At 73.9% G+C, this 24,934-nt stretch carries 20 protein-coding genes; 14 read left to right on the plus strand and 6 right to left on the minus strand.

Annotation, left to right across the window (positions count from 1 at the left end; translation table 11 throughout):
- The first annotated feature begins 1 nt into the window (after position 1).
- The 4 genes from O7603_RS22465 to O7603_RS22480 all read left to right on the plus strand — a co-directional run bounded on the left by O7603_RS22465 (position 2) and on the right by O7603_RS22480 (position 9,039).
- Positions 2–808, plus strand: a complete 807-nt coding sequence (locus tag O7603_RS22465) for a glycosyltransferase (protein WP_281571767.1) — start codon at positions 2–4, stop codon at positions 806–808.
- Positions 805–2,253, plus strand: coding sequence for a glycosyltransferase family 4 protein (locus O7603_RS22470; protein WP_281571768.1), 1,449 nt, complete (start codon positions 805–807; stop codon positions 2,251–2,253). The genes O7603_RS22465 and O7603_RS22470 overlap by 4 nt, the downstream gene beginning before the upstream one ends.
- Positions 2,247–6,827, plus strand: coding sequence for an alpha-(1->3)-arabinofuranosyltransferase family protein (locus O7603_RS22475; RefSeq protein ID WP_281571769.1), 4,581 nt, complete (start codon positions 2,247–2,249; stop codon positions 6,825–6,827). The genes O7603_RS22470 and O7603_RS22475 overlap by 7 nt, the downstream gene beginning before the upstream one ends.
- Positions 6,828–8,034: 1,207 nt before the next feature.
- Positions 8,035–9,039, plus strand: coding sequence for a DUF3068 domain-containing protein (locus O7603_RS22480; protein ID WP_281571770.1), 1,005 nt, complete (start codon positions 8,035–8,037; stop codon positions 9,037–9,039).
- 80 nt (positions 9,040–9,119) lie between these two features.
- Here the strand turns inward: O7603_RS22480 and O7603_RS22485 are convergent, their stop codons facing one another.
- The gene (locus tag O7603_RS22485; protein ID WP_281571771.1) at positions 9,120–9,854 is read right to left on the minus strand and encodes a class I SAM-dependent methyltransferase; all 735 of its coding nucleotides are present in this window, start codon (positions 9,852–9,854) and stop codon (positions 9,120–9,122) included.
- 416 nt (positions 9,855–10,270) lie between these two features.
- Between O7603_RS22485 and O7603_RS22490 the strand changes: the two genes are divergently transcribed.
- Together O7603_RS22490 and O7603_RS22495 are read left to right on the plus strand one after the other, a co-directional pair.
- On the plus strand, positions 10,271–10,894 hold the full coding sequence (locus O7603_RS22490) for a DUF6230 family protein (RefSeq protein ID WP_281571772.1): 624 nt from the start codon (positions 10,271–10,273) through the stop codon (positions 10,892–10,894).
- Positions 10,895–10,970: 76 nt separating this feature from the next.
- The gene (locus O7603_RS22495; RefSeq protein ID WP_281571773.1) at positions 10,971–12,383 is read left to right on the plus strand and encodes a DUF6114 domain-containing protein; all 1,413 of its coding nucleotides are present in this window, start codon (positions 10,971–10,973) and stop codon (positions 12,381–12,383) included.
- Positions 12,384–12,625: 242 nt separating this feature from the next.
- Here the strand turns inward: O7603_RS22495 and O7603_RS22500 are convergent, their stop codons facing one another.
- Positions 12,626–14,296, minus strand: coding sequence for a DUF885 domain-containing protein (locus O7603_RS22500; RefSeq protein WP_281571774.1), 1,671 nt, complete (start codon positions 14,294–14,296; stop codon positions 12,626–12,628).
- Positions 14,297–14,461: 165 nt separating this feature from the next.
- Between O7603_RS22500 and O7603_RS22505 the strand changes: the two genes are divergently transcribed.
- Complete coding sequence (locus O7603_RS22505) at positions 14,462–15,442, plus strand: DMT family transporter (RefSeq protein ID WP_281571775.1); 981 nt, start codon at positions 14,462–14,464, stop codon at positions 15,440–15,442.
- Between the two features lie 9 nt (positions 15,443–15,451).
- Here O7603_RS22505 and O7603_RS22510 read toward each other — a convergent pair whose 3' ends face one another.
- Positions 15,452–16,522 (minus strand): PHP domain-containing protein, encoded by a 1,071-nt coding sequence (locus O7603_RS22510; RefSeq protein WP_281571776.1) that lies wholly within the window; start codon positions 16,520–16,522, stop codon positions 15,452–15,454.
- A gap of 29 nt (positions 16,523–16,551) precedes the next feature.
- The gene (locus tag O7603_RS22515) at positions 16,552–17,289 is read right to left on the minus strand and encodes a peptidoglycan DD-metalloendopeptidase family protein (protein ID WP_281571777.1); all 738 of its coding nucleotides are present in this window, start codon (positions 17,287–17,289) and stop codon (positions 16,552–16,554) included.
- A gap of 116 nt (positions 17,290–17,405) precedes the next feature.
- On the opposite strand from O7603_RS22515, the gene O7603_RS22520 reads away from it, so the two are divergent.
- The 3 genes from O7603_RS22520 to O7603_RS22530 all read left to right on the plus strand — a co-directional run bounded on the left by O7603_RS22520 (position 17,406) and on the right by O7603_RS22530 (position 19,345).
- Positions 17,406–17,744 carry a hypothetical protein gene (locus tag O7603_RS22520; protein WP_281571778.1) on the plus strand — a complete coding sequence of 113 codons (339 nt, stop codon included), beginning with the start codon at positions 17,406–17,408 and terminating at the stop codon, positions 17,742–17,744.
- A 367-nt stretch (positions 17,745–18,111) separates the two neighbouring features.
- On the plus strand, positions 18,112–18,639 hold the full coding sequence (locus O7603_RS22525; RefSeq protein WP_281571779.1) for a tRNA adenosine deaminase-associated protein: 528 nt from the start codon (positions 18,112–18,114) through the stop codon (positions 18,637–18,639).
- A gap of 184 nt (positions 18,640–18,823) precedes the next feature.
- Positions 18,824–19,345, plus strand: coding sequence for a nucleoside deaminase (locus O7603_RS22530; RefSeq protein WP_281576770.1), 522 nt, complete (start codon positions 18,824–18,826; stop codon positions 19,343–19,345).
- Between the two features lie 34 nt (positions 19,346–19,379).
- Here the strand turns inward: O7603_RS22530 and O7603_RS22535 are convergent, their stop codons facing one another.
- Complete coding sequence (locus O7603_RS22535) at positions 19,380–20,543, minus strand: HAMP domain-containing sensor histidine kinase (protein ID WP_281571780.1); 1,164 nt, start codon at positions 20,541–20,543, stop codon at positions 19,380–19,382.
- Complete coding sequence (locus tag O7603_RS22540; RefSeq protein ID WP_281571781.1) at positions 20,540–21,196, minus strand: response regulator transcription factor; 657 nt, start codon at positions 21,194–21,196, stop codon at positions 20,540–20,542. Before O7603_RS22540 ends, O7603_RS22535 begins: the two co-directional genes overlap by 4 nt.
- A 185-nt stretch (positions 21,197–21,381) precedes the next feature.
- Here O7603_RS22540 and O7603_RS22545 point away from each other — a divergent pair, with 185 nt between their 5' ends.
- The 4 genes from O7603_RS22545 to O7603_RS22560 are packed head-to-tail and all read left to right on the plus strand — an operon-like array spanning position 21,382 to position 24,918.
- Positions 21,382–21,906 (plus strand): hypothetical protein, encoded by a 525-nt coding sequence (locus O7603_RS22545; RefSeq protein WP_281571782.1) that lies wholly within the window; start codon positions 21,382–21,384, stop codon positions 21,904–21,906.
- The gene (locus tag O7603_RS22550; protein ID WP_281571783.1) at positions 21,903–22,988 is read left to right on the plus strand and encodes a peptidoglycan-binding domain-containing protein; all 1,086 of its coding nucleotides are present in this window, start codon (positions 21,903–21,905) and stop codon (positions 22,986–22,988) included. Before O7603_RS22545 ends, O7603_RS22550 begins: the two co-directional genes overlap by 4 nt.
- Positions 22,985–23,683, plus strand: a complete 699-nt coding sequence (locus O7603_RS22555; RefSeq protein ID WP_281571784.1) for an ABC transporter ATP-binding protein — start codon at positions 22,985–22,987, stop codon at positions 23,681–23,683. Before O7603_RS22550 ends, O7603_RS22555 begins: the two co-directional genes overlap by 4 nt.
- On the plus strand, positions 23,683–24,918 hold the full coding sequence (locus O7603_RS22560) for an ABC transporter permease (protein WP_281571785.1): 1,236 nt from the start codon (positions 23,683–23,685) through the stop codon (positions 24,916–24,918). The genes O7603_RS22555 and O7603_RS22560 overlap by 1 nt, the downstream gene beginning before the upstream one ends.
- The last annotated feature ends 16 nt before the right edge of the window (positions 24,919–24,934 follow it).

A 24,934-nucleotide genomic window follows, 5' to 3' on the forward strand; every position in this document is an offset into this window, starting at 1 on the left:
CGTGTCGTCAGACGCGCTCGTCCTCGATGTCGTGGTGCCCGCCTACAACGAGGCGCTCCGCCTGCCCGACACCCTGGTCCTGCTGCGGCAGGCGCTCGCCGACCTGGGCGTGCCCTGCCGGGTGACCGTGGTGGACAACGCGAGCACGGACGGCACCGCCGACGTGGTGGCCGGCGTCCCCGCCGGGCCGGTGCCGGTCCGTCTGCTGCACTGCGCCGACCGCGGCAAGGGGTTCGCGGTTCGCGCCGGTGTGCTGGCGAGCGACGCGCGCTACGTCGGCTTCTGCGACGCCGACCTGGCCACGGCTCCCGACAATCTCGGGCACGTGCTGTGGCTCCTGGTCGACGGCGCCGACGCGGTCGTCGGTTCCCGTGCCCACCCGGAGTCGGTGGTGGAGGAACGGCACAGCCTGCTCCGACGCTGGGGCGCGGTGGCGTTCCGGGCCGCCGTCCGGCAGGTGGTGCGCGGAGTCGGCGAGACCCAGTGCGGGTTCAAGTTCTTCCGGGGTGACGTCGCCCGGCGGGCCTTCGCGCCACTGCGGTGCGGCGGGTTCGCGTTCGACGTGGAGGTGCTGGGCCGCGCCGAGCGCGCCGGCGCCCGGCTGGTGGAGATCCCGGTGAACTGGGTGGACGTGCCCGGCTCGCGCTTCTCCCCGGTGCGCCACGGCTGGCGCAGTTTCCTCGACGTCGCGTCGATCCGCCGGCAGCTGCGGCACGAGGCCGTACCCGTGGCGCCGATGCCGATCGTCGGTCTGCCGGTCGCACCGGACGTGACCGGCGCGACCGCGCCGGCGGGTCTGCGACCGTGAGTGCCCGTTCCGCGCCGACGGCTCCCACCAGCACCGAGGTCACGGTCGAGGGCCGGCGGGTCGCCGTGCTCAACTGGAAGGACCCGTGGCACCCCGACGCGGGCGGCGCGGAGGTCTACGCCTGGCAGGTGGCGCGTGATCTGGTGACCGCCGGCGCCGAGGTCACCTTCGTGACAGCCCGGCCGGCCGGGCAGCCCGGCGACGAGACGCGGGACGGCATCCGAATCGTCCGGGTCGGCGGGCGGTGGACCATCTACCCCCGCGTCCTCGGTTGGTTGTGGCGGCACCGGCGTCGGTTCGACGCGGTCGTCGACTGCCAGAACGGCATCCCGTTCTTCAGCCCGGTGGTCCTGCCACGGGACGTCCCGGTGATCTGCGTGATCCACCATGTGCACGACCGCCAGTTCCGGTTGTACTTCGGCCCGCTCCTCGGCCGGTTCGGCGCGTGGCTGGAGGGACCGGTCGCCCGCCGGGTCTACCGGCGGGGCGTGACACTCGCGGTGTCGCCGTCCACCGCCCAGGCCGTGCGGGACCGGCTCCGCTGGGCCGGCCCGGTCGTGGTGGTCCCCAACGGCGCTCCCGCCGCGACGGCGGGGGGCCCCGGCGCCGGGCCGCGGGACGGCGCACCCCGACTCGTGTGCGTCGGCCGGGTGACCCGGCACAAGCGGGTCGACCTGGTGCTCGACGCCGTCGACCGGCTCCGCGGGCACCGGCCCGGCCTGCGGCTGGACGTCGTGGGTGGCGGCCCGGACGTGGAGGCGATCCGTGGGCAGGTGGCGGCACGGGGCTTGGCCGGCGTCGTCACCGTCCACGGCCACCTGCCCGCCGCGGAGCGGGACGCCCTGCTCGACGCCGCCTGGCTGCACGTCGCCGGTTCCTGGGGAGAGGGGTGGGGCCTGGTGGTCGTCGAGGCGGCCGCCGCCGGGCTCCCCACGGTCGCCTTCGACGTGGACGGGCTGCGCGACGCGGTCCGACCGGGCAGGACGGGGTGGCTCGTGACCGAGGGGACGGCCCCGGTCGAGCACCTGGCAGCCGGGCTGGACCGCGCGCTCGACGTCCTCGCCGAGCCCTCGGCCGCCGGCCGGATGGCCGCCGAGTGCCGACGGTGGAGCGAGTCGTTCCGGTGGGCCGACACCGGTCACCGGGTCCGGGCAGTGCTGGGCGACCTGCTCGCCCCCCGGGCGCTGCCCTGGGCGGCGGGTAACGCCTGTTTCGTGGTCCGGACGGACCGGCCGGAGGACCTCGCAGCCCGCGTGGCGCCCCTTCTTCCGCACTGCCGGCACCTGTCGACCGGCCCGGACGGGCTGTGGATCCTGGTGCCCGGCGCGGCTCCGGAGGCGGTCCGCCAGGTGCTGGTCCGGGCCGGTGTTCCGGCCGCCGACGTGAGCGAGCGGGACGCGACCGGTGAGGAACTGCTCACCGGAGTCCCGGGCCGGCAGTGCTGAGCACCTGGTCGACCGTCCGGCGTTCCCCCGGCACCCCGGCGGCGACGGTGTCCACCGCGGTGTGGCGCCTGCGCGAGGTGCTGGTCTGCCTCGCCCTGGTCGGCCTCTGCGTCACGCAAGAGCCCGGGCTGATCGTGCCCGACACCAAGCTGGACATGGCCGTCGATCCCGGCGGCTTCCTTGCCCGGGCCGCCGGACTCTGGACCGGGGAGTGGCAGTTCGGCACCCTGCAGAATCAGGCCGCCGGCTACTTCTTCCCGATGGGGCCGTTCTTCCTGCTGGGTGAGGCGCTGGGACTACCGGCGTGGCTCGTCCAGCGCCTGTGGATGGCCGCGCTGCTCTGCGTGGCCTTCACCGGCGTCGTCCGCCTGGCCCGCGCCCTCGATCTGGGCGGGCCGGCGTCCCGCCTGATCGCGGGCGCGGTGTTCGCCCTCTCGCCGCGGGCCCTGACCCTGGTCGGCACGGTGTCGTTGGAGCTGCTGCCCTACTGCGTCGCCCCGTGGGTGGTGCTGCCGCTGGTCCGGGGGGCCGCCGGCGGCTCGCTCCGGCGGGCGGCGGCGCTGAGCGGGCTGGCGGTGGTCTGCATGGGCGGCGCGAACGGGGCGGCCGCCGCCTGCGGCGTGCTGCCGGCGTTCCTCTTCGTGCTGACCCGGCCGTCCGGCTGGCGGCGGGTCCGGCTGCTGATCTGGTGGGCGGCGGCGCTCGTCGCCGCGACGTTCTGGTGGCTGTTGCCGCTGCTGCTTCTGCAGCGGTACGGCTTCCCGTTCCTGCCGTACACCGAGAGCGCGTCGGTGACGACGAGCGTGACCACGCTCCCGGCGGCGCTCCGCGGTGCCACGCAGTGGGTCGGTTACCTGGCTGTCGACGGGGTGCCCTGGTGGCGGTCGGGCTGGGCGCTGGCCACGTCGCCCTGGCTGACGCTGCTCACCAGCCTCATCGCCTGCCTCGGGCTGGCCAGCCTGGCCCGCCGGGACCTGCCGGAGCGGCGGTTCCTGTTGGTCGGGGCCCTCGTCGGGCTTGTCGCCCTGACGGCCGGAAACGTGTCGGACGGCGGGGCGGCCTTCGGATCGACGGTGCGGGACCTCCTCGACGGCCCGGCCGCCGCGCTGCGCAACCTGCACAAGTTCGACGTGGTCCTCCGCCTGCCGCTGGCCCTGGCCACCGCGCACATGCTGGACAGCGTCGGCCGGATCGCCGCGATCCGCCGCGTCCCGCGTCCGCCGAACATGGCGCCGCGCCGCGCGGCGCTGGGCGCCACCGCCATCGCGCTGGTCGCGGTCGCGACGGGCGCGGGCACGGCGGGGCTCGCCGCGGGCGGCGGGTTCCCGGCCCTGCCCGAGCACTGGCGGCAGGCGGCCGCGTGGCTCGACCAGCGGGCCGGCCCCGGCACCACGCTGCTGGTGCCCGGCTCGAACTTCGCCGAGTACAACTGGGGGCGCTCGCTGGACGAGCCCGTCCAGCCCCTGCTGCGGTCGCGCTGGGCGGTGCGGTCGCTGGTGCCGGCCGGGTCGGCGGGCAACGCCCGGCTGCTCTCCGCGATCGACGAGCGGCTCGCCTCGGGGGCGGCCGCGCCGGGGCTGGCCGACGTGCTCGGCCGGCTCGGCGTGCGTTACCTGCTCGTCCGAAACGACCTCCGGCCGGCCGTCGGCGCCACCGCCTGGCCCGCCCTCGTGCACCGGACGCTGGACAGCAGCCCCGGTCTGGCGAAGGTCGCGGAGTTCGGGCCACCGGTGGGCGCCCGGCCGGACCTGGGCGGGGCCTGGGACTACGGGCTGCACGAGCCGTACCCGGCGGTGGAGATCTATCTGGTGGACCGACCGACCCCGCGGGCCGCGCTGGTGGACGCGTCCGAGCCGCTCGACCTGGTCGGCGCGCCGGAGACGCTGCTGGACCTGAGCGACGCCGGTGTCCTCGACGACCGGCCGGTGATCCTCCACGGTGACGCCCCCGCGCCGGCCGGCGCCGGGGCCGCCCTCGCCGACAGCCTGCGTCGCCGCGAGGTCGACTTCGGACTGGTCCGGGGAAACATCTCGCGGACCTTCACCGCCACGGACGAACCGAAGCAGTCGCGTCCCGTCAACGACATCATCGACCCGGCCTGGGCTTCGTCGGTGACCTCCGCCGGGTACGCCGGGGTGGCCGACGTGCGGGCCTCCTCCAGCGCGGCCGACGTGGCCGGCCCGGCCGGTCTGCGCGACCCCTCCGCCGGCCCGTTCGCCGCCGTGGACGGCGACGGCGGTACGGCCTGGCTGTCGGACGGCGCGCGCAAGCCGGTGGGCCAGTGGCTGGAGGTCCGGTTCTCCGGCAAGATCCGCGCCGACTCGGTGGACCTCCAGGTGGTCGACGACGAACTCCTCGGCGATCCGCTGACCCGGATCAAGGTCAGCACCGAGGGCGGGTCGTTCGTGCACTGGGTGGCCGACGCCGGGCGGGCCCCCACGCGGCTGACGCTCCCCTCCGGCCTCACGAGCTGGCTCCGGGTGACGATCGACGGCGTCGCGCAGCACGACGTGCCGGGGCGCCGGGTCGGGATCCGCGAGTTGCGGGTGCGCGGCGTCGACCCCGAGCGGTACCTGCGGCTGCCCGAACTGCCCGACACCGCCGGCGCGCCGGAGGTCGTGTCGCTCGCCCGCCGGGCCGTGGACCGACCCGCGTGCACGCTCGCGGATGACCACTACGTCTGTTCGCCGGACCTGATCGTGCGCGGCGAGGAGTCCGGCCTGACGTCTCGGCGCTTCGACCTGCCGGCCGCCTCCGCCCTCAACCTCACCGGCCTGGCCCGCCCGACTCCGGCCACCGCGCGGGCCCTCTACGACGAGTTGGTGGGCGGCCCGGCGTTCGCCACGTCGAGTGAGTGGTTCGCCGACCCGGTCGCCTCGTCGCGGGCCCTGGGCGACGGCGACGACGGCACCGCGTGGTGGGCGAGCCCGGACGACCGGCAGCCCACCGTGGAGCTGCACTGGTCCAAGGCCCGGAAGGTGAGCTGGGTGCGGCTCCGGTTCGCGGCGAGCCTGGTCGCGGCGCCGCCCCAGACCGTACGCATCACGGGGGACGACGGCGTCCGGGAGGCGACGACCGGCCTGGACGGGGTGGCGCGGTTCGCACCGCTGCGCACCCGCAACCTGTACGTTGCGGTGACCACGTCCGTGCCACGGGTCAGCCGGTCGACGGCGCTGTTCGAGCCGCAGTCCCTACCGGTCGGTCTCAGCGGGGTGGACGTCGACGGTGTGCCCGAGGCCAACCAGCCCCACGATCTCAACCAGCTGGTGACGCTGCCCTGCGGCGCCGGGCCGAACGTCGTGGTCAACGGGGTGACCGTGGCGACGACGGCGTCCGGCACGCTGCGGGACATCCGCGACCTGCGGCCGCTGCGGTACCGCGCGTGTGCGACGGACGCGCAGCCGAAGGCGCGGCCGGCGGCGGGCGCCGACCTGGTCCGGCTGCCGGCCGGACCGAACGAGGTCGCCGCCCCGCCGGACCGGTTCGTCGTCGACAGCGTGATCCTGACCGCGAGCCGCCCGCCCGCCGCCACGGCCGAGGAGAAGCTGGCGGACCGGCGGTCGGTGAACGTGGTCCGCTGGGACGACCAGCGCCGGCAGCTCAGGGTGGGGCCGGGCGGTGAGAGCTACCTCGTCGTGCCGGAGAACGCCAACACCGGCTGGCGGGCCACGCTCGACGGTGTCCGGCTCGAACCGACCCGGTTGGACGGGTGGAAACAGGCCTGGGTCGTGCCGGCCGGAGCCGGTGGGCGGGTCGAACTCGTCTTCACACCGGGGACGCAGTACCAGCTCGCGCTGCGCATCGCCGTCGGCCTGCTCGCGCTGCTGGTCGTGGCGGCCCTGCTTCCGGCGCGCCGGCGGCCGTCGTATCCGGTGGTCCCGATGTCGATGCCGACCGCTCCGCTGATCGCGGTCGGCGTGCCGGCCCTGCTCGGAGGCTGGGTGGGTCTCGCCTGCGCGGTGCTGGTCGTGGCGCTGAACCGCCGCCGGGCGCCCGCTCCGGCGTGGATCTGGGTGCCGGCCGTTCCGGGACTGACGGCGTACGGGACCGAGCGGTGGTGGCTGCCGGGCGACGGCCCCGAGTCAGTCCTGCGGCTGCTCGACGCGCTCCCGACCGCCCTGCTCCTCGTCGCGATCTCCGCGCTGGCGCTGCGGCACCGGCGGGTCCGCGGCAAGTACGAGGCCAATCGGCGGGGCAGACTGCTCGGCCGCGCCCAACCCGGAAGTCGGTGGAGCCGGCAGCCCGACGGGCTCGATCCGGCGTCCGGCACCGACGGGCGGAGCGGGCTCGTGCCGGCGCCCCGTCGAGCGCCCGGCCGGGCGCGACCCGGCCCGCCCGTCGACGAACCTGCGCAGTCGCTGCGCCGGCCGCTCGACGAGGTAGTAGGTGGCGGTCGCGGCCGGCAGGGTGAGGGCCAGGGTCAGCGGGAGCAGCAGCCAGAAGGAGGTGTTCATCCGGGTGAACCCGAGCAGTCGGAAACAGGCTTCGAGGGCGAGGAGATGCCAGAGGAACGTGCCGTAGGAGATTCGACCGAGGAATCGGACCATGGGATGAGTGAGGAGCGTGTGCGGTAGCCCACCCGGGCGCGGGCCGACGAGCGGGGCGATCAGACACCAGGCGACCAGCAGGAACACCAGGTGCTCGGTGATCGACTCGACCGCGCTCGCGGGTTCCAGCGCGCGGGGGCCGGCGATGGGCGTGCTGGCGATCCAGAGCAGGGCTCCGGCGATGAGCCAGGACGTCCCGGGGGCAAACGTGAAGACGCGCAGCCCGCGGGGGGTCGCCGACCACGGGTCGTCGTGCGGTGTGGCACCGTTCGGCGACGGCTCCAGCGCGGTGAGGAACGCGGACGGAGCGGGTCCGGTAGGCCAGGACGCCAGCACCGCGAGCACGATCCCGATGCCGAACCAGTCCAGGAAGGCGGGCAGCCAGAGCACCGCGAGCCCGGGCAGCGGCGAGTCGGGCCCGTGCGTGTACGCGTTCCACGCGAGGCCGGCCAGGACGAGCGCGATGCCGAGTGCGAGGTGTCGGCGGGCGCGCGCCCGGGGGGTCCGGCCGCCCAGGCGTCCGGCGAGCACCGCGATCAGCGGCAGCGCCAGGTAGAACGACGCCTCGGTGGCGAGGCTCCAGGTCTGTTCCATACCGACGGGCAGCCGTAATGGCAGGTAAATGTGCGCCAACAGCAGTGGGATTGCCCAGTCCCAGAGTGACCGGAGGTAATCGATGTTGAGCCAGGCCAGCGCGATGGCTGCCATTGCCCAGTACCCGGGCATAATGCGCAGCGCCCGGTGCCAGAGGTATCTCCGGACGGACGGCTTCGGCCGCGAATGAATGGCGGCCACGACGAATGGTCGGTAGAGGAGGAACCCGGAGAGCGCGAAGAAGATCGCAACGCCCACGTCCAACCGGGACATCAACCCGCCGAGGTGTCCGAGCGAGGTCGTCATCCCGCTCAGGAAGGAGACGTGGTGGACGAGCACGCAGAGCACCGCCACCGCGCGGAGCCCTTCCAGGGCGGGTAGCCACCCGTCCGAACGGCCGATATTCGGCCTGGTCGGCGGGTCTTCCCCGCCGATCCTGACGGGTGTAACAGCTCGGCTCACAGTCCCTCGACATCCCATTTGTTGTGGCAGCCGGACGGCTGCCCGTGACCGGTGTCGGTCCGGCTCAGGAGGCCGCGACGGACCATATCCGAAATCGGTCCCGTCATGTACTGTCAGCCGCCAGTCGACTAACTACAAGGGGAGGAGTTACATGCGACCTGCGCCAGGTGCCGCCTTGGTGGCGGTAGGCACGTTCCTGATCGTCGGCGCCTTGGCGATGCCGCTGTACGTCGCGCCATCTCTCGTCAAGGTGCCTCTCGACCAGAGCTCGGAAACGGTTTCGAGGGCGGAGAACGCGACCGTCCTCGACTTCGGCACCCTCTCTGAGCGGAGCGGCGTCAACCTGACCGCCATCCGCGCGGTACGGGGTGACGTCGAGGCCGGCCAGAAGGCCGACCGGGCGGTCTTCAACGTCGGCGTCCGGGTGACCGACGACGCCGGCAAGGAGATCACCGTCAGCCGGGACCGGGTGGCCCTCGACCGCCGGACCGCCGAGGCGGTCGCGTGCTGCGCCGAGGACGTCAACGGCACGCCCGCCAAGCACCAGGGCCTGACGTACACCTTCCCCTTCGGCACGGAGAAGAAGACCTACCAGTACTTCGACAACACCGCGCTGAAGGCGTACCCCGCCAAGTACGTCGGCACCGAGCAGCTCCAGGGGCTGACCGTCTACCGGTTCGAGATGACGGTCGAGCCGGTCAAGGTCAGCGAGATCAAGGTCCCCGGTCACCTGCTCGGCTCGACCGAGCAGACGGTGGACGCGGGACGCTACTACGCCAACACCCGCACCCTGTGGGTGGAGCCCGCGAGCGGCGTCATCGTCAAGGGCCAGGAGAAGCAGCTGCAGACGCTCCGCGACGCGTCGGGGGCTGACAAGATCAAGATCATCGACGCCACCCTCGCGTTCGACGAGAAGACCCAGCAGCAGCAGGCCAAGGCCGCCCGGGACGCGAGTCAGCAGATCAACCTGTTGACGCTGATCGTGCCGCTCGCGGTCGGTGTCCTCGGTCTGATCCTGGTCGCGCTCGGCGCGCTCTTCCTCCTCCGCGGCTCGCGCCGGGGCGCGTCCGGTGCGTCGGTCGCCACCGACGGCGGGCCGAACGACGACCGCCCGTCCGAGGCGGCGGACCCGGCCGACGAGCCGACCGTGCCGGCCGGAGGGCGACACTCCGTCGAGCGGTGACGGCGCACCACCCGACCCGTCCGGGCCGGTCGTCCCTCGGGGCGGCCGGCCCGGACTCTTGCGGGGAGGCCCAGGGGCGCCTAGCGGCGGCGCAGCGCGTACCGGCTGCACTGCCAGTCCTCGGTGTACGGCAGGTCGGGTCGCTGGCCGACGATCTCGCCGCCGTTCGCCGCTACCAGGCGCACCATGTCGTCGTGCGGCACCGGGGTCATGCGCATCGGCGCCGGGTACTTGAGCAGGTGACGCTGCGCCCAGCTGATCAGGCGGAACGGTGCCACCTGCCAGATGAGGCCCTTGGCCGTACGCGCGGGCTCGGTCGGCAGGCCGACGACGGCGACCCCGCCGGGCCGGAGGACCCGCAGGAACTCGGCCAGGTAGCGGTCGATGACGGTGCGCGGCAGGTGTTGCAGCACCAGGGCGCTGTAGACCAGATCGAAGTGCCCGTCGGGGAACTGGTTCAGGTCGGCCGCGTCGTTGAGGACGAAACGGATGTTCCCGCCGCTGCGGTCGAGCTTCCGCGCGGTCTCCAGCATCGACGGCGCGATGTCGAGGCCGACGACCTCGTCTGCGTGGGGGGCGAGGGCCTGTGACAGCCGTCCGGCGCCGCAGCCGAAGTCGAGCACCCGCTCCCAGCGGGTCGGCAGGCCGAGCTGGCGGAGCCAGGCGCTCGTCTCCTCGACGTCGGCGCGGCCGGTGGCCAGGAACTCCTCGACGTCCCACCGGCCGCCGCGCTTCCCGGGCTGCACGAGCACGGCCCAGAGCGGGTCGTCCGCGCCCAGCTTGGTCCAGTCGCGTCGCACGTCGTTGAGACTCATTCGCAAACAGTAGGACATCGCGGGGCTCGGCCGGGATCCACGAGTCGTACACCTGGTTGGTCGGCCGAAGCGTCCGCCCGGCGGCCGCCGCACGCCTCGGCGGCCAGCCGAATCGTCCGCCCGTTACGGGATTGTAATCTGTCGATGCGTCGATCACTCTTCGTGTTCAACCTGGAAGCTTTGCCGGGTTTCTGGGTGATTGGTATCCCTCGTCGGCGAGACGCGTCGACGCTCGGTGAACACGTGGCGTCACAGCGAAGACCATCAGTTACCGCCGGGTAATGAAGGGCTTGTGGGCCGCGCCGAGAGAGGTGCACCATCGAGCTCGTTCGTTACCCGCCGGTAACGGTGGCGGTCCCGGTGCGGGCCGCCACGTCGGGGCCGGTGCCCGCGCGTACCCGCCTGAGGAGGTAGCCGTGCAGGAACGGTTCGACGCCCCCGGTCGTACCCGCTGGCGGCGGTTCGCCGCGATGATGGTGCCCGCGACGGCCGCCGTCGGCGCCATCCTGTTCGGCATGTCGACCGGCGCGATCGCGTCCGACATCACCGTCTCCGGCCAGACCTTCAAGATCGGCGCCGAGCGCCTGGAGGGCGACGGCTTCAAGCAGTACGGCGGCATCGTCCGCGAGAAGGCCAAGGACGGCAAGTCCGGCAAGGTCCACCCGGTCGCCCTCTCCGAGATCAGCAGCGCCGAGCTGTACGACCTCTGCCAGTCGGTCCGCGCCGACCTGCCCGGCCTGCCCGTGGTGCTGACCATCAACGCCGGCCAGGGCAAGGAGCCGGCCCGGGCCAAGGACCTGATGATCGCGATGGACACCCTCGGTGGCAACGCGACCTTCACGAACATCCGGATCGGCCGGGACGCCACCGACCTGAACCCCACCGCGCAGGCCGGCTCGTTCGGGCAGAACTCCGACCACGTCACCATCACCGACCTCCAGCAGGTGTCCCGCTACACCACCGCCGCCACCTTCAACCTCACCGGTCTTCGCCTGAAGGTGAACGTCGGCGCCGACGCGAAGGGCAAGGAGTGCTTCTGAGCTGAGCCGTGGTCCGCGTCGGTCACCCGCCGCGGACCGCGCCCAGGCCCCCGACCACTCCCGGCAGGAGGAGTACGTGACAACCGCGAACCCGTCGCCCGTCCGGTGCGCCGGCGCGGCACGTACGTGGCGGGCCTTCCGCCGCTGGCGGCGGACCCGGCCGTTCTGGGGTGGCCTGGTCATCGCCCTGGCCGGGATCGAGATGTTCGCCTCGACCCGGATGACGCTCAACGGCCTGAGCTTCTCCAGCGGAGCGACCGGTCTGCAGGCGCTCCTGATCCCGGTCGTCCTGGTCACCTGCGGGCTGCTGCTCTGGCTCACCCCGGCGCAGCGGCTGTTCTATTCGGTCGTGGCGGCGGTCACCTCGGTCTACTCGCTGATCGGGCTCAACCTCGGCGGCTTCTTCCTCGGCCTGCTGCTCGGCATGGTGGGCAGCGCGCTCGCGTTCGCCTGGACACCGGTCGCCCGACCCGAGCCCGCCGCGCCGCCGAACCATCCCGGAGACGCCGTGCCGCGGCAGCGCGACGCGGCGGCGCACCCGGCCGACCCGGAGGCATCGCCCGAGGCCGGCGCCGGCTCCGGTGACCCCCACTACTTCGCGCTCGTGCTGGTGCTCCTCGGCCTCTCGGCCGCCGGGCTGGTCGCCGTCCCTCCGCGACCTGCGCAGGCCGCGCCCGGGCTGCCGGGGCGGTCGGCCCCGGTGCCGTGCCCGACCCGGTCCAAGCCGGTCACGCCGCCCGCCTCGCCGGGTCCGAGCGGACCGGCGGCGACGCCGACGGCGAGCCCGAGCCCCGCGCCGGAACGTACGTCGGGCGGCAACATCATCACCGACATCCTGGAGGGGCTCGGCGACCTGCTCACCGGCGGACGCCGGAGCAGGCCCACCCCGACCCCGTCGGCGACGCCGACCGCCGCGCCGAGCGCCACCTCGAGCGTCACCGCGACGGCCGCCCCGCCGGCCGGCCGGCCAGGCCCGGCCGCCTGCCCGAGCGCGACGCCGACTCCGGCCCGGCCGGGCAAGGTCGAGGCGGGCAAGCTTCTCCCGCGGATCGCCGCCGACCCCGGCCAGCCGAAGGTGGCGCAGACTCCGTCCAAGCTCACCGGTTCCTCGCTGATGATGAGCGGGCTGCGGTTCGAGGGCATCACCGACCTGCCGACCGAGGGCGGCAGCCTGAAGGTGCTGAAGTTCAGCATGCGGAAGGCGGTCACCGACGACTTCCTGCTGCGGGCCGACGGCCCGCAGGGGTTGAACCAGCGGTACGCGACCGACCGGCTCACCGTGCAGGGCGACGTGGCCTTCTACACCACCCGGTTCGTCGGCCGGCTGCTCGGCCTCAAGATCACGTTGACCCCGGACCTGCCGTTCCCGGACGGCATCCCGATCACCTCGCCGATCCCGGTCACCTTCACCGACCCGGCGATCGACCTCGCGTACGTCACCACCGACACGCTGACCGCCCGCCCCGCGCTGGCGCTCTCCATCGGCTGACGCCCGCACCCGCGCTGTCGCCGGACCGGTCGCTGCCGGCTCGGCCCGGCCAGGCGCGGCGCACCGCTTGGCCCGACCCGCCGGCCGGCCAACCGTTGACGGGCGCACCGGGCACCTACCCCCACCAGCGTGGTGACTCTGCGGCATAAATATGCCGCAGAGTCATAACGCTCGCGAGTATGTGTGCCACCCCTCGGCCGGCCCGGAACGGTTGTTCGTGGCCGGCTCGGGGCGGCCGGCGGTCAGAGGCGGGCGAGCGCCCGGCGGAGCGGGTCGAGCCCGAGCGCGCCCAGGTCGAGCGCCTGACGGTGGAACTCCTTCAGGTCGAAGTCGGCGCCCTTACGGGTCTTTGCCTCGTCCCGCGCCTGGAGCCAGATCCGCTCGCCGACCTTGTACGACGGCGCCTGCCCCGGCCAGCCCAGGTAGCGGTTCAGCTCGAAACGCAGGTTCTCGTCCGGCACCCGGCAGTGCGCGCGCATGAACTCCCAGCCCAGCTCCGGCGTCCACCGCTCACCCGGGTGGAAGCCGAACGGGTTGTCCCGCGGGATCTCCAGCTCCAGGTGCATGCCGATGTCGACGATCACCCGGGCCGCCCGCATCGCCTGGGCGTCGAGCATGCCGAGCTTGTCGCCCGGATCCTCCAGGTAGCCCAGGTCGTCCATCAGCCGCTCCGAGTAGAGCGCCCAGCCCTCGCCGTGCCCGGAGACCCAGCAGAGCAGCCGCTGCCAGCGGTTGAGCAGGTCGGCCCGGACCGCGGTCTGCGCGACCTGGAGGTGGTGACCCGGCACGCCCTCGTGGTAGACGGTGGTCACCTCGCGCCAGGTGGAGAAGTCGGTGATGCCCTGCGGCACCGCCCACCACATCCGGCCGGGGCGGGAGAAGTCCTCGCTCGGACCGGTGTAGTAGATCGCGCCGTCGCTGGTCGGGGCCAGGCAGCACTCGATGCGGCGAACCTGCTCCGGGATGTCGAAGTGGGTGCCGTGCAGCTCGCTGATCGCCTTGTCGGCGAGCGCCTGCATCCAGTCCCGGAACGCCTCCTTGCCCTTGATGGTCCGGGCCGGGTCGGCGTCGAGCGCGTTGACGGCGTCGTCGATGGTCGCGCCCGGACCGACGATCCGCGCGGCCACCGCCCGCATCTCGCCCTCCAGGCGGGCCAGCTCCGCGAAGCCCCAGGCGTAGGTCTCGTCCAGGTCGATCCTGGCGCCGAGGAAGTACTGGGACGCCAGCTCGTAGCGCTCCCGGCCGGCGGCCTGCTTGTCCCGCCCGAGCGGGGCCAGTTCGGTGCGGAGGAACTGGCCGAACTCGGCGGTGGCCGCGGTCGCCGCCGCCGCGCCCCGGCGCAGGTCCGCGCCGACGCTGCCGTCCGGACCCAGCCGCTCGACCAGCCCGTGGAAGAAGTTGTCGCCGTTCGGGTCGATCCAGACGTCGCACTGCTTGGCGACCTCGACCAGCTGCACCTTCGAGCTGACGTGCCCGGCGGCGGCCGCCTCGCGCAGCGTCGTCTTGTAGCCCTCCAGCGCGCCAGCGAGCCCGTTCAACCGGGCGGCGATGTTCGCCTTCGCGTCCTCGCCCTCGGTGGGCATCAGGTCGAAGACCATGCGGATGTCGTGCAGTCCGCTGGCGATCACGTTGACCTCGCTGGTCGACTCGCCCGCCTCGTAGCGGGCGAGATCGAGGCCGAGCCGCTCCTGCATGGCCTCCTGGGCGGTGCGTTCCGCCTCGGTCTCCGGCTCCGTCACGTCGAGGTCGGCCAGGGTGCGGCGGGTCAGGTCGGCCCGGGCCGCGTATCCGTCGGGCGACAGGTCGTCGAGCTGGTCGTCGTAGCCGGCGATGCCGACGTAGGTCGCACCGGTCGGGCTCAGCGGCGCCCACTCGGCCACGTAGCGGTTAGCGAGTTCGTCGATTCGTCCCACGATGCGACCCTACGTGACCGACCCGCTCCCGTGTCGACTGCGTTTGCCGTGTTGGCGGCAGCGGCGCCGCGAGACGCACGACTGTGACCGTCATGACAGTTCGTGGGCGTAACCAGGTCCGAAAGTCGCGGGACATTGTCGTACGGCTGCGGCAGAGTGTCAGGGGTGACAGCCGCTATCACTCCTGACAGGGCAGCGCTTCGCAGTTGGCTGCCCGGCTTCGTCGCGCTGGCCGCGATCTGGGGCTCCAGCTTCCTGTTCATCAAGGTCGGCGTCGAGGAGCTGCACCCGCTCCAGCTCACCCTCTACCGGGTCACCACCGGGGCGCTGACGCTGCTCGTCGTGCTCGCCGTGCTCCGTGACCGGCTGCCCCGCGAGCCCCGGGTGTGGGCGCACCTCACGGTGGTCGCCGCGTTCGGCGTCGCCATCCCGTTCACCCTCTTCGGCTACGGCGAGCAGCGGGTCGAGTCGATGCTCGCCGGCATCTGGAACGCCACCACTCCGCTGATCGTGCTGCCGCTGGCGGTGCTGGTCTTCCGCACCGAGCGGCTCACCACGCGTCGGGCGGTCGGTCTCGCGCTCGGCTTCGCCGGCGTCCTGGTGGTGCTCGGCGTGTGGGAGGGCATCGGCGGGGCGCACTTCATCGGGCAGCTCATGTGCTTCGGTGCGGCCGCCTGCTATGGCGTGGCCATCCCCTACCAGAAGCGGTTCGTCGCCGGCAGCACGCACTCCGGGGTGTCGCTCTCCGCCGCCCAGTTGCTGCTCGCCACCGCACAGCTCGCGATCGTCACCCCGCTGGTGGCCGGGGCGCCGCCGGTGCCGACCGAGCTGTCGCTCCGGGTGGTCGCCAGCGTGCTCGCGCTCGGCGCGCTCGGCACCGGGCTGGCGTTCGTCATCAACATGCGCAACATCCGGATCGCCGGCGCGAGCACCGCCTCCACCGTGACCTACCTGATCCCGGTCTTCGCGGTGCTGATCGGCGCGGTGGTGCTGGGCGAGCGGCTCAACTGGCACCAGCCCGTCGGCGCGCTGATCGTGCTGATCGGCGTCGCCGTCTCGCAGGGTCTGGTCGGCCGGCGACGCCCGGCGCCGGTCAGCGTCGGCGCACCCGCCGTCCCCGCCGCGGAGCCGGCCAGCCGTCGCTGAGTGCGCCCGTCAGGAGGCCTTGCCGGCCCAGTCGAGCAGTTCCCCCGCCGACCAGGTGTTGACAACCCGGTCGGCGGGGACGCCGCACAGGGCGGCGCGTTCGCAGCCGAACCGCTGCCAGTCCAGCTGCCCGGGCGCGTGCGCGTCGGTGTTGATGGCGAAGCGGCAACCTGCCTCCAGGGCGCGGCGGATCAGCCGCTTCGGCGGGTCCTGCCGCTCCGGCCGTGAGTTGATCTCGACGGCGACGTCGTGCTCGGCGCAGGCCGCGAAGACCGCGTCCGCGTCGAAGTCGCTCTCCTTCCGGGTGCGCGCCCGATGCCCCCGGTCGCCCGGCCCGGTGACGCCCACCGGGCGGGACGACACCATCCGGCCGGTGCAGTGGCCGAGGATGTCGAGGTGCGGGTTGGCGATCGCGGCCAGCATCCGTCGGGTCATCTTCGACTTCTCGTCGCTCAGCCCGCTGTGCACCGAGCCGACCACCACGTCGAGGCGGGCCAGCAGGCCCTCGTCCTGGTCGAGCGAACCGTCGGCGAGGATGTCCACCTCGATGCCGGTGAGGATGCGGAAACCCTCGGGCAGGGCCGCGTTGACCTTCTCGACGTAGTCGAGTTGGCGGCGCAGCCGGTCGGCGGTCAGCCCCCTGGCGACCGTCAACCGCGGCGAGTGGTCGGTCAGCACCAGGTACTCGTGCCCCAGCTCGACCGCGGCCAGTGCCATCTCCTCGATCGGCGAGCCGCCGTCGGACCAGTCCGAGTGGGTGTGGCAGTCACCGCGCAGCGCGGTCCGCAGCGCGGTCGCCTCGGCGTCCAGGTCGCTGCCCTCGGTGGCGACCAGGCGGCGCAGGTAGACGGGCTCCTCACCGGCGAGCGACTCGGCCACGCAGCGGGCGGTGACGTCGCCGACGCCGCTCAGGTCGGTGAGCGTGCCGGCGGCCGCCCGCCCGGACAACTCGGCGGCCGGCAGTCCGGCGAGCGCCTTGGCGGCGGAGCGGAACGCCCGCACCCGGTAGGTCGCCTCGTTCGCCCGCTCCAACAGGAACGCGATCCGCCGTAGGTCGGCGATGGGGTCCCGGGCCTTCATCCCACCGAACCTAGCCGCTGCGCCGGTCGTCAGGGAGCCTTCGGGCAGCCGTGTTTGCGCTGCCACGCGCTGACCTCGGCGGCCGGCGCCCGGTTGCCGCCCTTCCGCCACGAGTCGAGGTAGCGCGCGGGCCAGACCACGCCCCGCCGGATCCACCAGCCGTCGTGGCCGGCACACGCCGGGGAGATGCCGAAGTGCAGGTGGCAGACGTTGTTCGCGTTGCCGGTCCGGCCCACCTCGCCGAGCTTCTGCCCGGCCCGGACCCGGACGCCGGCGTCGACGCCGCCGGCGATCTCGGACAGGTGCGAACCGTAGTAACGAACCCCGTCGTCGCCGAGCAGCGACACCGAGAGACCCCCGTTGTTCGGCCCGAGCGGCCCCCGCTTGTCGAACCGGTCCACCCGGCTCACCTCGAGGATCGTGCCGTCGGTGACCGCGACGACCGGCTCACCGCAGTCGGCGAAGATGTCCGTCCCCGGATAGCCGGAGTGCGTCGGGTGGTAGGCCACGTTGCCGGCGCGGACCGGGAAGACGTGCCGCAGGTCGGTGCGCGTGGGGGTCGCGGGCGGGGCGCTGGTCGGCGCGGGGGTCGTCGGCCGGGCGGTGCCGGGCGCCGGCTGGTCCGCGCTGGCCGGGACGCCCGACGGGGTCGGCGCGGACCAGCCGGCCGGGGCGCCGGGCCGGGTCGTGGCGCAGCCGGCGGCGAGCGTCGCGGTGAGCAGCAGCAGGATCGGGTACGCGCGGCGTCCGATCGTCGGCGAGGGCATCCGGTCATCCTGGCAGAGTCGGTACGGTGGGGACGAGTGGTTCGGGGTGAGGGGAGGCGACGGTGACGCTCGGGCAGGCACCCTCTCCCTACGATCCCGGTTCCGGGTTCCGCCCGATGCCGCGTACGCCCTCGGGGCTCTTTCCCGCCGGGCCACCGACCCGGCCCACCTACCGCGAACCGCACCCCGTCACCGGGGCCGGTGTCGCCTCGGGCGGCGGCGCGGCCGTCGGCTGGCTGCTGCTGTTCGGGCTGCTCGGCACCGACGTGGCGACCTACGCCTGGTGGACGCTGTTCGCCGGGCTGGTGGCCTGGGTCGCCGCCCTGGTGCTGGTCCGCCACGGCGACCGGGGGGTGGCCACCGGCATCGCGATCGTCACCGCCGGCGGGTGGAGCATCGCGGCCGCGATCGTCGTGGCACGGTGGGCGAGCGGCGGCGACTGGCCGCTCTGGTGACTGCGTCGCGTGGCCGGCCGGCTGCGCAGCGAAGCCCGTCTTGACGTGGGCCCCGCGACTCGGCACTCTCGGCACTATGGCCTGGACCGCCCCGCGGCTCGATCCCGAACGCAGCCGCCGCCGCCTGCAACTTCTCGCCGAGTTGGCGGGGGCCCGGACGGTACGCAAGCGCGAGAGGCCACAGCGGCTCCGCAGCGAACAGCTTCGACACCTGATTGCCACCCGTCGGCGGATCGCCGGCTGACCGGCCGACTAGTTTGTCAGGAATGACCGGTCCGTCGGGGCGTTGACCGGTCGCCCGCCGACCCGACCGGCTAACGTGCACGCGTAACGAGTCGGCGTGCTGTGCCGAGTAATTGGGGGGACCGTGTCGTACTTCGCGGCGGCCGTGGTGCGCGATGAGGCCGGCTGGACGGCAGCCGAGGTGAACCTGCGGGGTGCCGCCGACATCGACGAGGTCGCCGACCGGCTGCGGGACGTTGACCAGGACGCCGACCTGTCGCTGCTCTTCGTCGAGGCCGACGACACGTACCTGGTGATCCTGCGCCTCGACGAGGGTGAGGACCTGCGGATCTTCGGCTCGGATTCGGCGTACGCCGAGGAGTCCCGGTTGGGCGCGCTGCTGGTCGGTGACCTGAAGACCTCGGTCACCGGGCTGGACGACACCGACGAGCCCCGGCCGGCGGCCGGGGGCGACGAGGAGAGCGAGCAGCCCGCCGTCGACCCGGAGGCCGACCCGGTCGGCGACGCCGATCTCCTCGCCGACCTGGGCATCTCGGCCCAGAAGCTGCTCTCCCTCTGCGCCGAGGAGGGCATGCTGCCGGCGGACGTGACCGCCGAGATCTGCCAGGTGCTGGGCTGCGCCGACGAGGTCGAGGAGCTGCGTGAGGTCTGACGCGGCTGGTGGCGAGCCGTTGCCGCCGTTGGGCGGCGAGCCGGCCGACGTCACCGATCCGGCGCTGGAGACCGTCCGGCCCGGCCAGCCGACGCCCGGCCGGATCCAGCGGGTCGGCCCGGGCGCCGACGAAGGCCTGGCCGACGTGGGTGACCTCGGGCGCCGGCAGCGGCACGAGCTGTGGATGCGCCGGGCGCTGGAGGTCGCGGTGACCGGGCCGGCGAGCGCCGGGACGCCGGCCGAGGGCGACGGCGCGGCCGTCGAGGAGATCGGCACCCTGGTCGAAGCCGGCGGCACGGCGGTCGAGGGCGGCGGCACGGCGGTCGAGGACATTCCGGTGGGCGCCGTGGTCTACGGCCCGGACGGCACCGAGTTGGCGATCGGCCGTAACGAACGGGAGCTGACCGGTGACCCGACCGCGCACGCCGAGGTGCTGGCCCTGCGCCGGGCCGCCGAACGGCTGGGCCGGTGGCGGCTGGACGGCTGCACGCTGGTGGTGACCCTGGAACCGTGCACGATGTGCGCCGGCGCGCTGGTGCTGGCCCGCGTCTCGACCGTGGTCTTCGGCGCCTGGGAGCCGAAGACCGGCGCGGTCGGGTCGCTCTGGGACGTGGTGCGGGACCGGCGGCTCAACCACCGGCCCGAGGTCTACTCCGGGGTGCTGGCGAACGAGAGCGCCGCCCTGCTCCGCGCCTTCTTCCGCTGAGCCACAGGGGCGAGTGGCTCGGCGGGGCTTCGGGTCAGGCGGGGGGCAGGCTGACCGTGACGACCAGGCCGCCGCCGTCGCGCGGCCGGGCGGTCACCGTGCCGCCGTGCGCCCGGGCCACCGCCCGCACGATGGAGAGCCCCAGCCCGAACCCGCGCCCGCCGGCGACCCGCTCGCCGGTGAGCCGGCGGAAGGGCTCGAAGATGGTCTCCACGTCGTAGCTCGGCACCACCGGGCCGGTGTTGCTCACGACCAGCGTCGGCCGGCCGTCCCGCAGCTCGGTGCCGACCGCCACCCAGCCGCCGGCCGACAGGTTGTGCCGGACCGCGTTCTCCACCAGGTTGGTGGTGAGCCGTTCCAGCAGCACCGGGTCGCCCACCACCTGCGCCGGCGCGAGTTCCCGGGTCACCGCCGGCCCGCCCGTCCCCGCCACGGCCTGGTCCAGCACGTGGTCGGCGATATCGGCCAGGTCCACCCGGGATCGGGCGGTCAGCTCGTTCTCCGAGTCGGCCAGGGTGAGCAGCCCGTCGATCAGCCGCTCGTGCCGCTCGTTCACCGCGAGCAGCGACTCGCCCAACCGGCGTACGTCCTCGGAGGCGTCGGCCCGGGTGACCGCCAGCTCGATCAGCGACCGGTTCAGCGCCAGCGGCGTACGCAGCTCGTGCGAGGCGTTCGCCACGAATCGGCGCTGCCCGTCGAAGGAACGGTCCAGCCGTTCCAGCATCTCGTCGAAGGTGTCGGCCAGCTCGCGTACCTCGTCGCCCGGCCCGGAGAGCGAGATCCGTTCGTGCAGGCCGCGCCCGGCCACGTCGGCGCCGGCGATCCGCCGGGCCGTCCCGGTGATCCGGTGTAGCGGTTGCAGCGCCCGACCGGTGACCAGCCAACCGAACGCGATGGCCACCACCGAGACCAGGCCCAGCGCGATCCCGCCCTGGGTGAGCAGCGAGTCGAGCGTCTGGTCCCGGGCGTCGTCCTGGGCCTTGTTGACGATCAGGCGCAACTGCTCGGCCTGGTCACCGGTGAGCTTCCCCTCGATGCTCGGGACCACCGGCTTCACGTCGCGCAACGCCACCCCGAACGGCTGCACGGTGCGCTGGTCGACCAGCACGTAGGTGACGGCGAGCAGGACCAGACCGGCGCAGAGGAAGAGGCCGCCGTAGATGAGGGTGAGCCGGGCCCGCAGCGAGAAGCGCTTCACGGTATCCGGTATCCCACACCGGGCACGGTCTCGACCACCTGCGGTTCGCCCAGCTTGCGGCGCAGCTTCATGACCGTCACCCGGACCACGTTGGTGAACGGGTCGATGTGCTCGTCCCAGGCGCGTTCCAGCAGCTCCTCGGCCGAGACCACCGCGCCGTCGCCGCGCAGCAGCTCGACCAGCACGGCGAACTCCTTGCGGGACAGCGGCACGTACCGGCCGTCCCGGTGCACCTCGCGCCGGGCCGGGTCGAGCACGATGCCGGCCCGGGACAGGGTGGGCGGGGCGGCCCGTCGCGTCCGCCGGCTCAGCGCGTGCACCCGGGCGGACAGCTCGACCAGGGCGAACGGCTTCGTGAGGTAGTCGTCGGCGCCGAGCGCCAGGCCGGCCACCCGCTCGCGGACGGCCGCCGCCGCGGTGAGCATGAGCACCCGGGTCTCCCCGCCGCCGTCCACGATCGCCCGGCAGACCTCGTCGCCGTGCACGACCGGCAGGTCCCGGTCGAGGACGACCACGTCGTAGTCGTTGACGCCGAGCCGCTCCAGCGCTGCGTCGCCGTCGTACGCGACATCCACCGCGAACGCCTCCCGGCGCAACCACTCGGCGATGCTCTCGGCCAGCAGGCTCTCGTCCTCCACCACCAGGACCCTCACCCACCCATGGTGCCGCGCGCCCGGATAACGCCGCCGTAAACGTCGGCGGTTACGCCCGGGATACGCCCGTTGTCGTCGACTGACCGGGACGCCCGGCGGCTGCGCCGGGCCGGTGACGCGGCCCCGGCTGTGCCGGGGCGGCAACGAGGCCCGGCGGTCGGCCGGGCCGGGAGAGGAAGCGTGTGATGCGACGAGGACTGTTCGCGCTGCCGCTGCTGCTCGCCCTGACCCTGTCCGCGTGCGGGGCATCGGGCGAGGAGCCGGCGGTCGCGACCGCGGGGGGCGGTGGGGCGCAGGCGGCGTCCGCCAGCCCCGCCGCCCAGCTCAGCGACGACGAACGGCGGCTCAGGTTCACCGAGTGCATGCGGGAGAACGGCGTCGACGTGCCGGACCCGGAGCCCGGCGGTGAGCGGCTGTTCCGGTTCGACGGAAAGACGGACCCGGAGAAGGTGGAGGCGGCGATGGGGAAGTGCCGCCAGTACCTGCCCAACGGTGGGGAGAAGCTCAAGCTCGACCCGGAGCAGGTGGAGCGGCTGCGCAAGCTCGCTGCCTGCATGCGGGAAAACGGCGTGCCCGAGTTCCCCGACCCGCAGCCGGACGGCGGGATCCAGCTGCGCCTCGACGTGGTGAACATGAAGGACCCGAAGGTCAAGGCCGCGATGGAGAAGTGCCGGCAGTACGCGCCGAAGATCGCGGAGGCCACCCGGTGACCGCTCGGCACATCCGGCCGCGAACGGTGGCGCTGACCGCCGCCGTGGCGGTCGCGGCCGCCGCGGGCGTCGCCGCCGCGGTGGGCTTCGGCGGCACCGACCGGGGTACGGCCGCCACCGGCACCACCCCGCCACCGGCAACCGCCACCATCGGCCGGCAGACGCTCACCGACGCGCAGACCGTGGACGGGGAGCTGGGGTACGGCACCACCCGGACCGCCACCGCCCGGCTCGGCGGCACGATCACCGCGCTGCCGGACACCGGCACCGTCGTCAAGCGGGGCGGCCGGCTGTACGCGGTGGACAACGACCCGGTGGTGCTGCTCTACGGGTCGCTGCCCGCGTACCGGGTGCTCGAGCCGGGGGTGGAGGGGGCGGACGTGGCGCAGTTCGAGCGCAACCTGCGGGTGCTCGGGCACACCGGCTTCACCGTCGACGACGAGTACACCGGCAGCACCGCCGACGCGGTGCGCGAGTGGCAGGAGGACCTCGGTCTGCCGGAGACCGGCCGGGTGGAACCGGGCCGGATCGTCTACGCCGACGACGCGGTGCGGGTGGAGAGCCACCAGGCGTCGACCGGGGACGCGACACAGCCCGGCCAGGGGGTGCTCGCGTACACCGGCACGAGCCGGCTGGTCACCGTGGAGCTGGACGTGGACGACCAGCGGCTGGCCAAGAAGGGCGCGACGGTCGACGTCGGGCTGCCGGACGGCGACCCGGTGACCGGGAAGGTCGAGTCGGTGCAGACCGTCATCGACCCCGGCTCGGGCGGCGCCGCCGGGCAGTCCGACGAGGCCGAGACGAAGATCGAGGTCACCGTCTCGGTGACGGACCCGGCGAAGCTCACCGCGTACGACCAGGCGAGCGTCGAGGTCACCTTCACCGCCACCGAACGCCCGGACGTGCTCACCGTGCCGGTGGCGGCGCTGCTCGCGCTCGCCGAGGGCGGGTACGGCGTCGAGGTGGTCGACGGCGGCCGGAGCCGGATCGTCGCGGTGACCACCGGGCTGTTCGCCGCCGGTCGGGTCGAGGTCAGCGGGCCGGACGTCGCCGAGGGCTTGACGGTGGGGATGCCGGCATGACCGGCGACGCGGTGGTGTTGGAGGAGGTGAGCCGGACGTACCCGGGCGGGGTCAGCGCGCTGCGCGAGGTCTCGCTGCGGATCGCGTACGGCGACCTGGTGGCGATCGTCGGCCCGTCCGGTTCGGGCAAGTCGACGATGCTGCACCTGATCGGCACCCTGGACCGCCCCTCCGGCGGGCGGGTGCGGATCGACGGGTACGACGTGGCGACCCTGCCGGACCGGCAGCTCTCCGCGCTGCGGGCCCGCCGGATCGGCTTCGTGTTCCAGCAGTTCCACCTGGCCGCCGGCACGCCGGTGCTGGACAACGTGGCGGACGGGCTGCTCTACGCCGGCGTACCCCGGCGGGAGCGGCGGCGGCGCGCGGAGGCCGCGCTGGACCGGGTCGGGCTGGGCCACCGGCTGACGCACCGGCCGCACGAACTCTCCGGCGGCGAACGGCAGCGGGTCGCGGTAGCCCGGGCGGTGGTCGGGGAGCCGGCCGTGCTGCTCGCCGACGAGCCGACCGGCAACCTCGACTCGGCCGCCGGCGCCGGGGTGCTCGCGCTGCTGCGCGACCTGCACGCCGCCGGCACCACCGTCGTGGTGATCACCCACGATCGGGAGATCGCCGCCGGGCTGCCCCGGCAGGTGCGGTTGCGCGACGGCCGGGTGGTGGCCGACGCGGCCACGCCGCCCGTCGAGGGGGTGCGGTGATGGCGGTCGACACCCGCCTGCGGCTGGTGCCGACCGAGACCCGACCGCGCCCGGTCCCGGCCCGGCTGGGCCCTGGCGACGTGTTCCGGGTGGGCGGAGTGGGCCTGCGGACCCGGCCGCTGCGCGCGTTCCTCTCGGCGCTGGGCATCGCGATCGGCATCGCGGCGATGGTCGCGGTGGTCGGCATCTCGTCGTCGTCCCGCGCCGACCTGGACCGCACGCTGGACCGGCTCGGCACCAACCTGCTCACCGTGGCACCGGGCAACACGCTCTTCGGCGACCAGGCCAAGCTGCCGGTGGAGTCGGTGGCGATGATCGGGCGGATCGGGCCGGTGACCGGCGTCTCCGCCACCGGGCAGGTGCCGGACACGCCGGTCTACCGCAACGACCGCATCCCGTCCGGCGAGACCGGGGGCATCGCCACCCGGGCCGCCCAGCTCGGGCTGCCCGGCACGGTCGGCACGACCGTACGCAGCGGCGCCTGGCTGAACGAGGCGACCGAGCGGTACCCGGCCGTGGTGCTCGGCGACGCCGCCGCCCGACGACTCGGGCTCGGCGCGGCCGGGCCGGACGTGCAGGTCCACCTGGGCGGGCGCTGGTTCACCGTGGTCGGCATCCTCGCCCCGGCCCCGCTCGCCCCGGAGCTGGACAGCTCGGCGCTGGTCGGCTGGCCGGCCGCCGAGACGTACCTGGGCTTCGACGGGCACCCGACGACCGTCTACACCCGTTCCCGCGAGTCCTCTGTGGAGGCGGTCCGCGGGGTGCTCGGCGCGACCGCCAACCCGGAGGCGCCGAACGAGGTGCAGGTGTCCCGGCCGTCGGACGTGCTGGCCGCCGCCGCGGCCACCGACGAGGCGTTCACCGGGCTGCTGCTCGGGCTCGGCGCGGTGGCGTTGTTGGTGGGTGGGGTCGGCGTGGCGAACACGATGGTCATCTCCGTGCTCGAACGCCGGGCCGAGATCGGGCTGCGGCGCTCGCTGGGCGCCACCCGGGGACAGGTCCGCGTCCAGTTCCTCGCCGAGTCGCTGCTGCTCTCCGCGCTCGGCGGGGCGGGTGGCGTGCTGCTCGGCATCCTGGTGACCGCCGGCTACGCGCTCTCGCGCGAGTGGCCGACCGTGGTGCCGGTGTGGGCGATGGCCGGTGGCGTCGGGGCGACCCTGGTGATCGGCGGTTTCGCCGGCCTCTACCCGGCCGTCCGCGCCGCCCGGCTCGCACCGACGGAGGCGCTGGCCTGATCCCGGCCCGCGCGTG

Source organism: Micromonospora sp. WMMD812 (assembly GCF_027497215.1).
In the GTDB taxonomy this organism is placed as follows: domain Bacteria; phylum Actinomycetota; class Actinomycetes; order Mycobacteriales; family Micromonosporaceae; genus Micromonospora.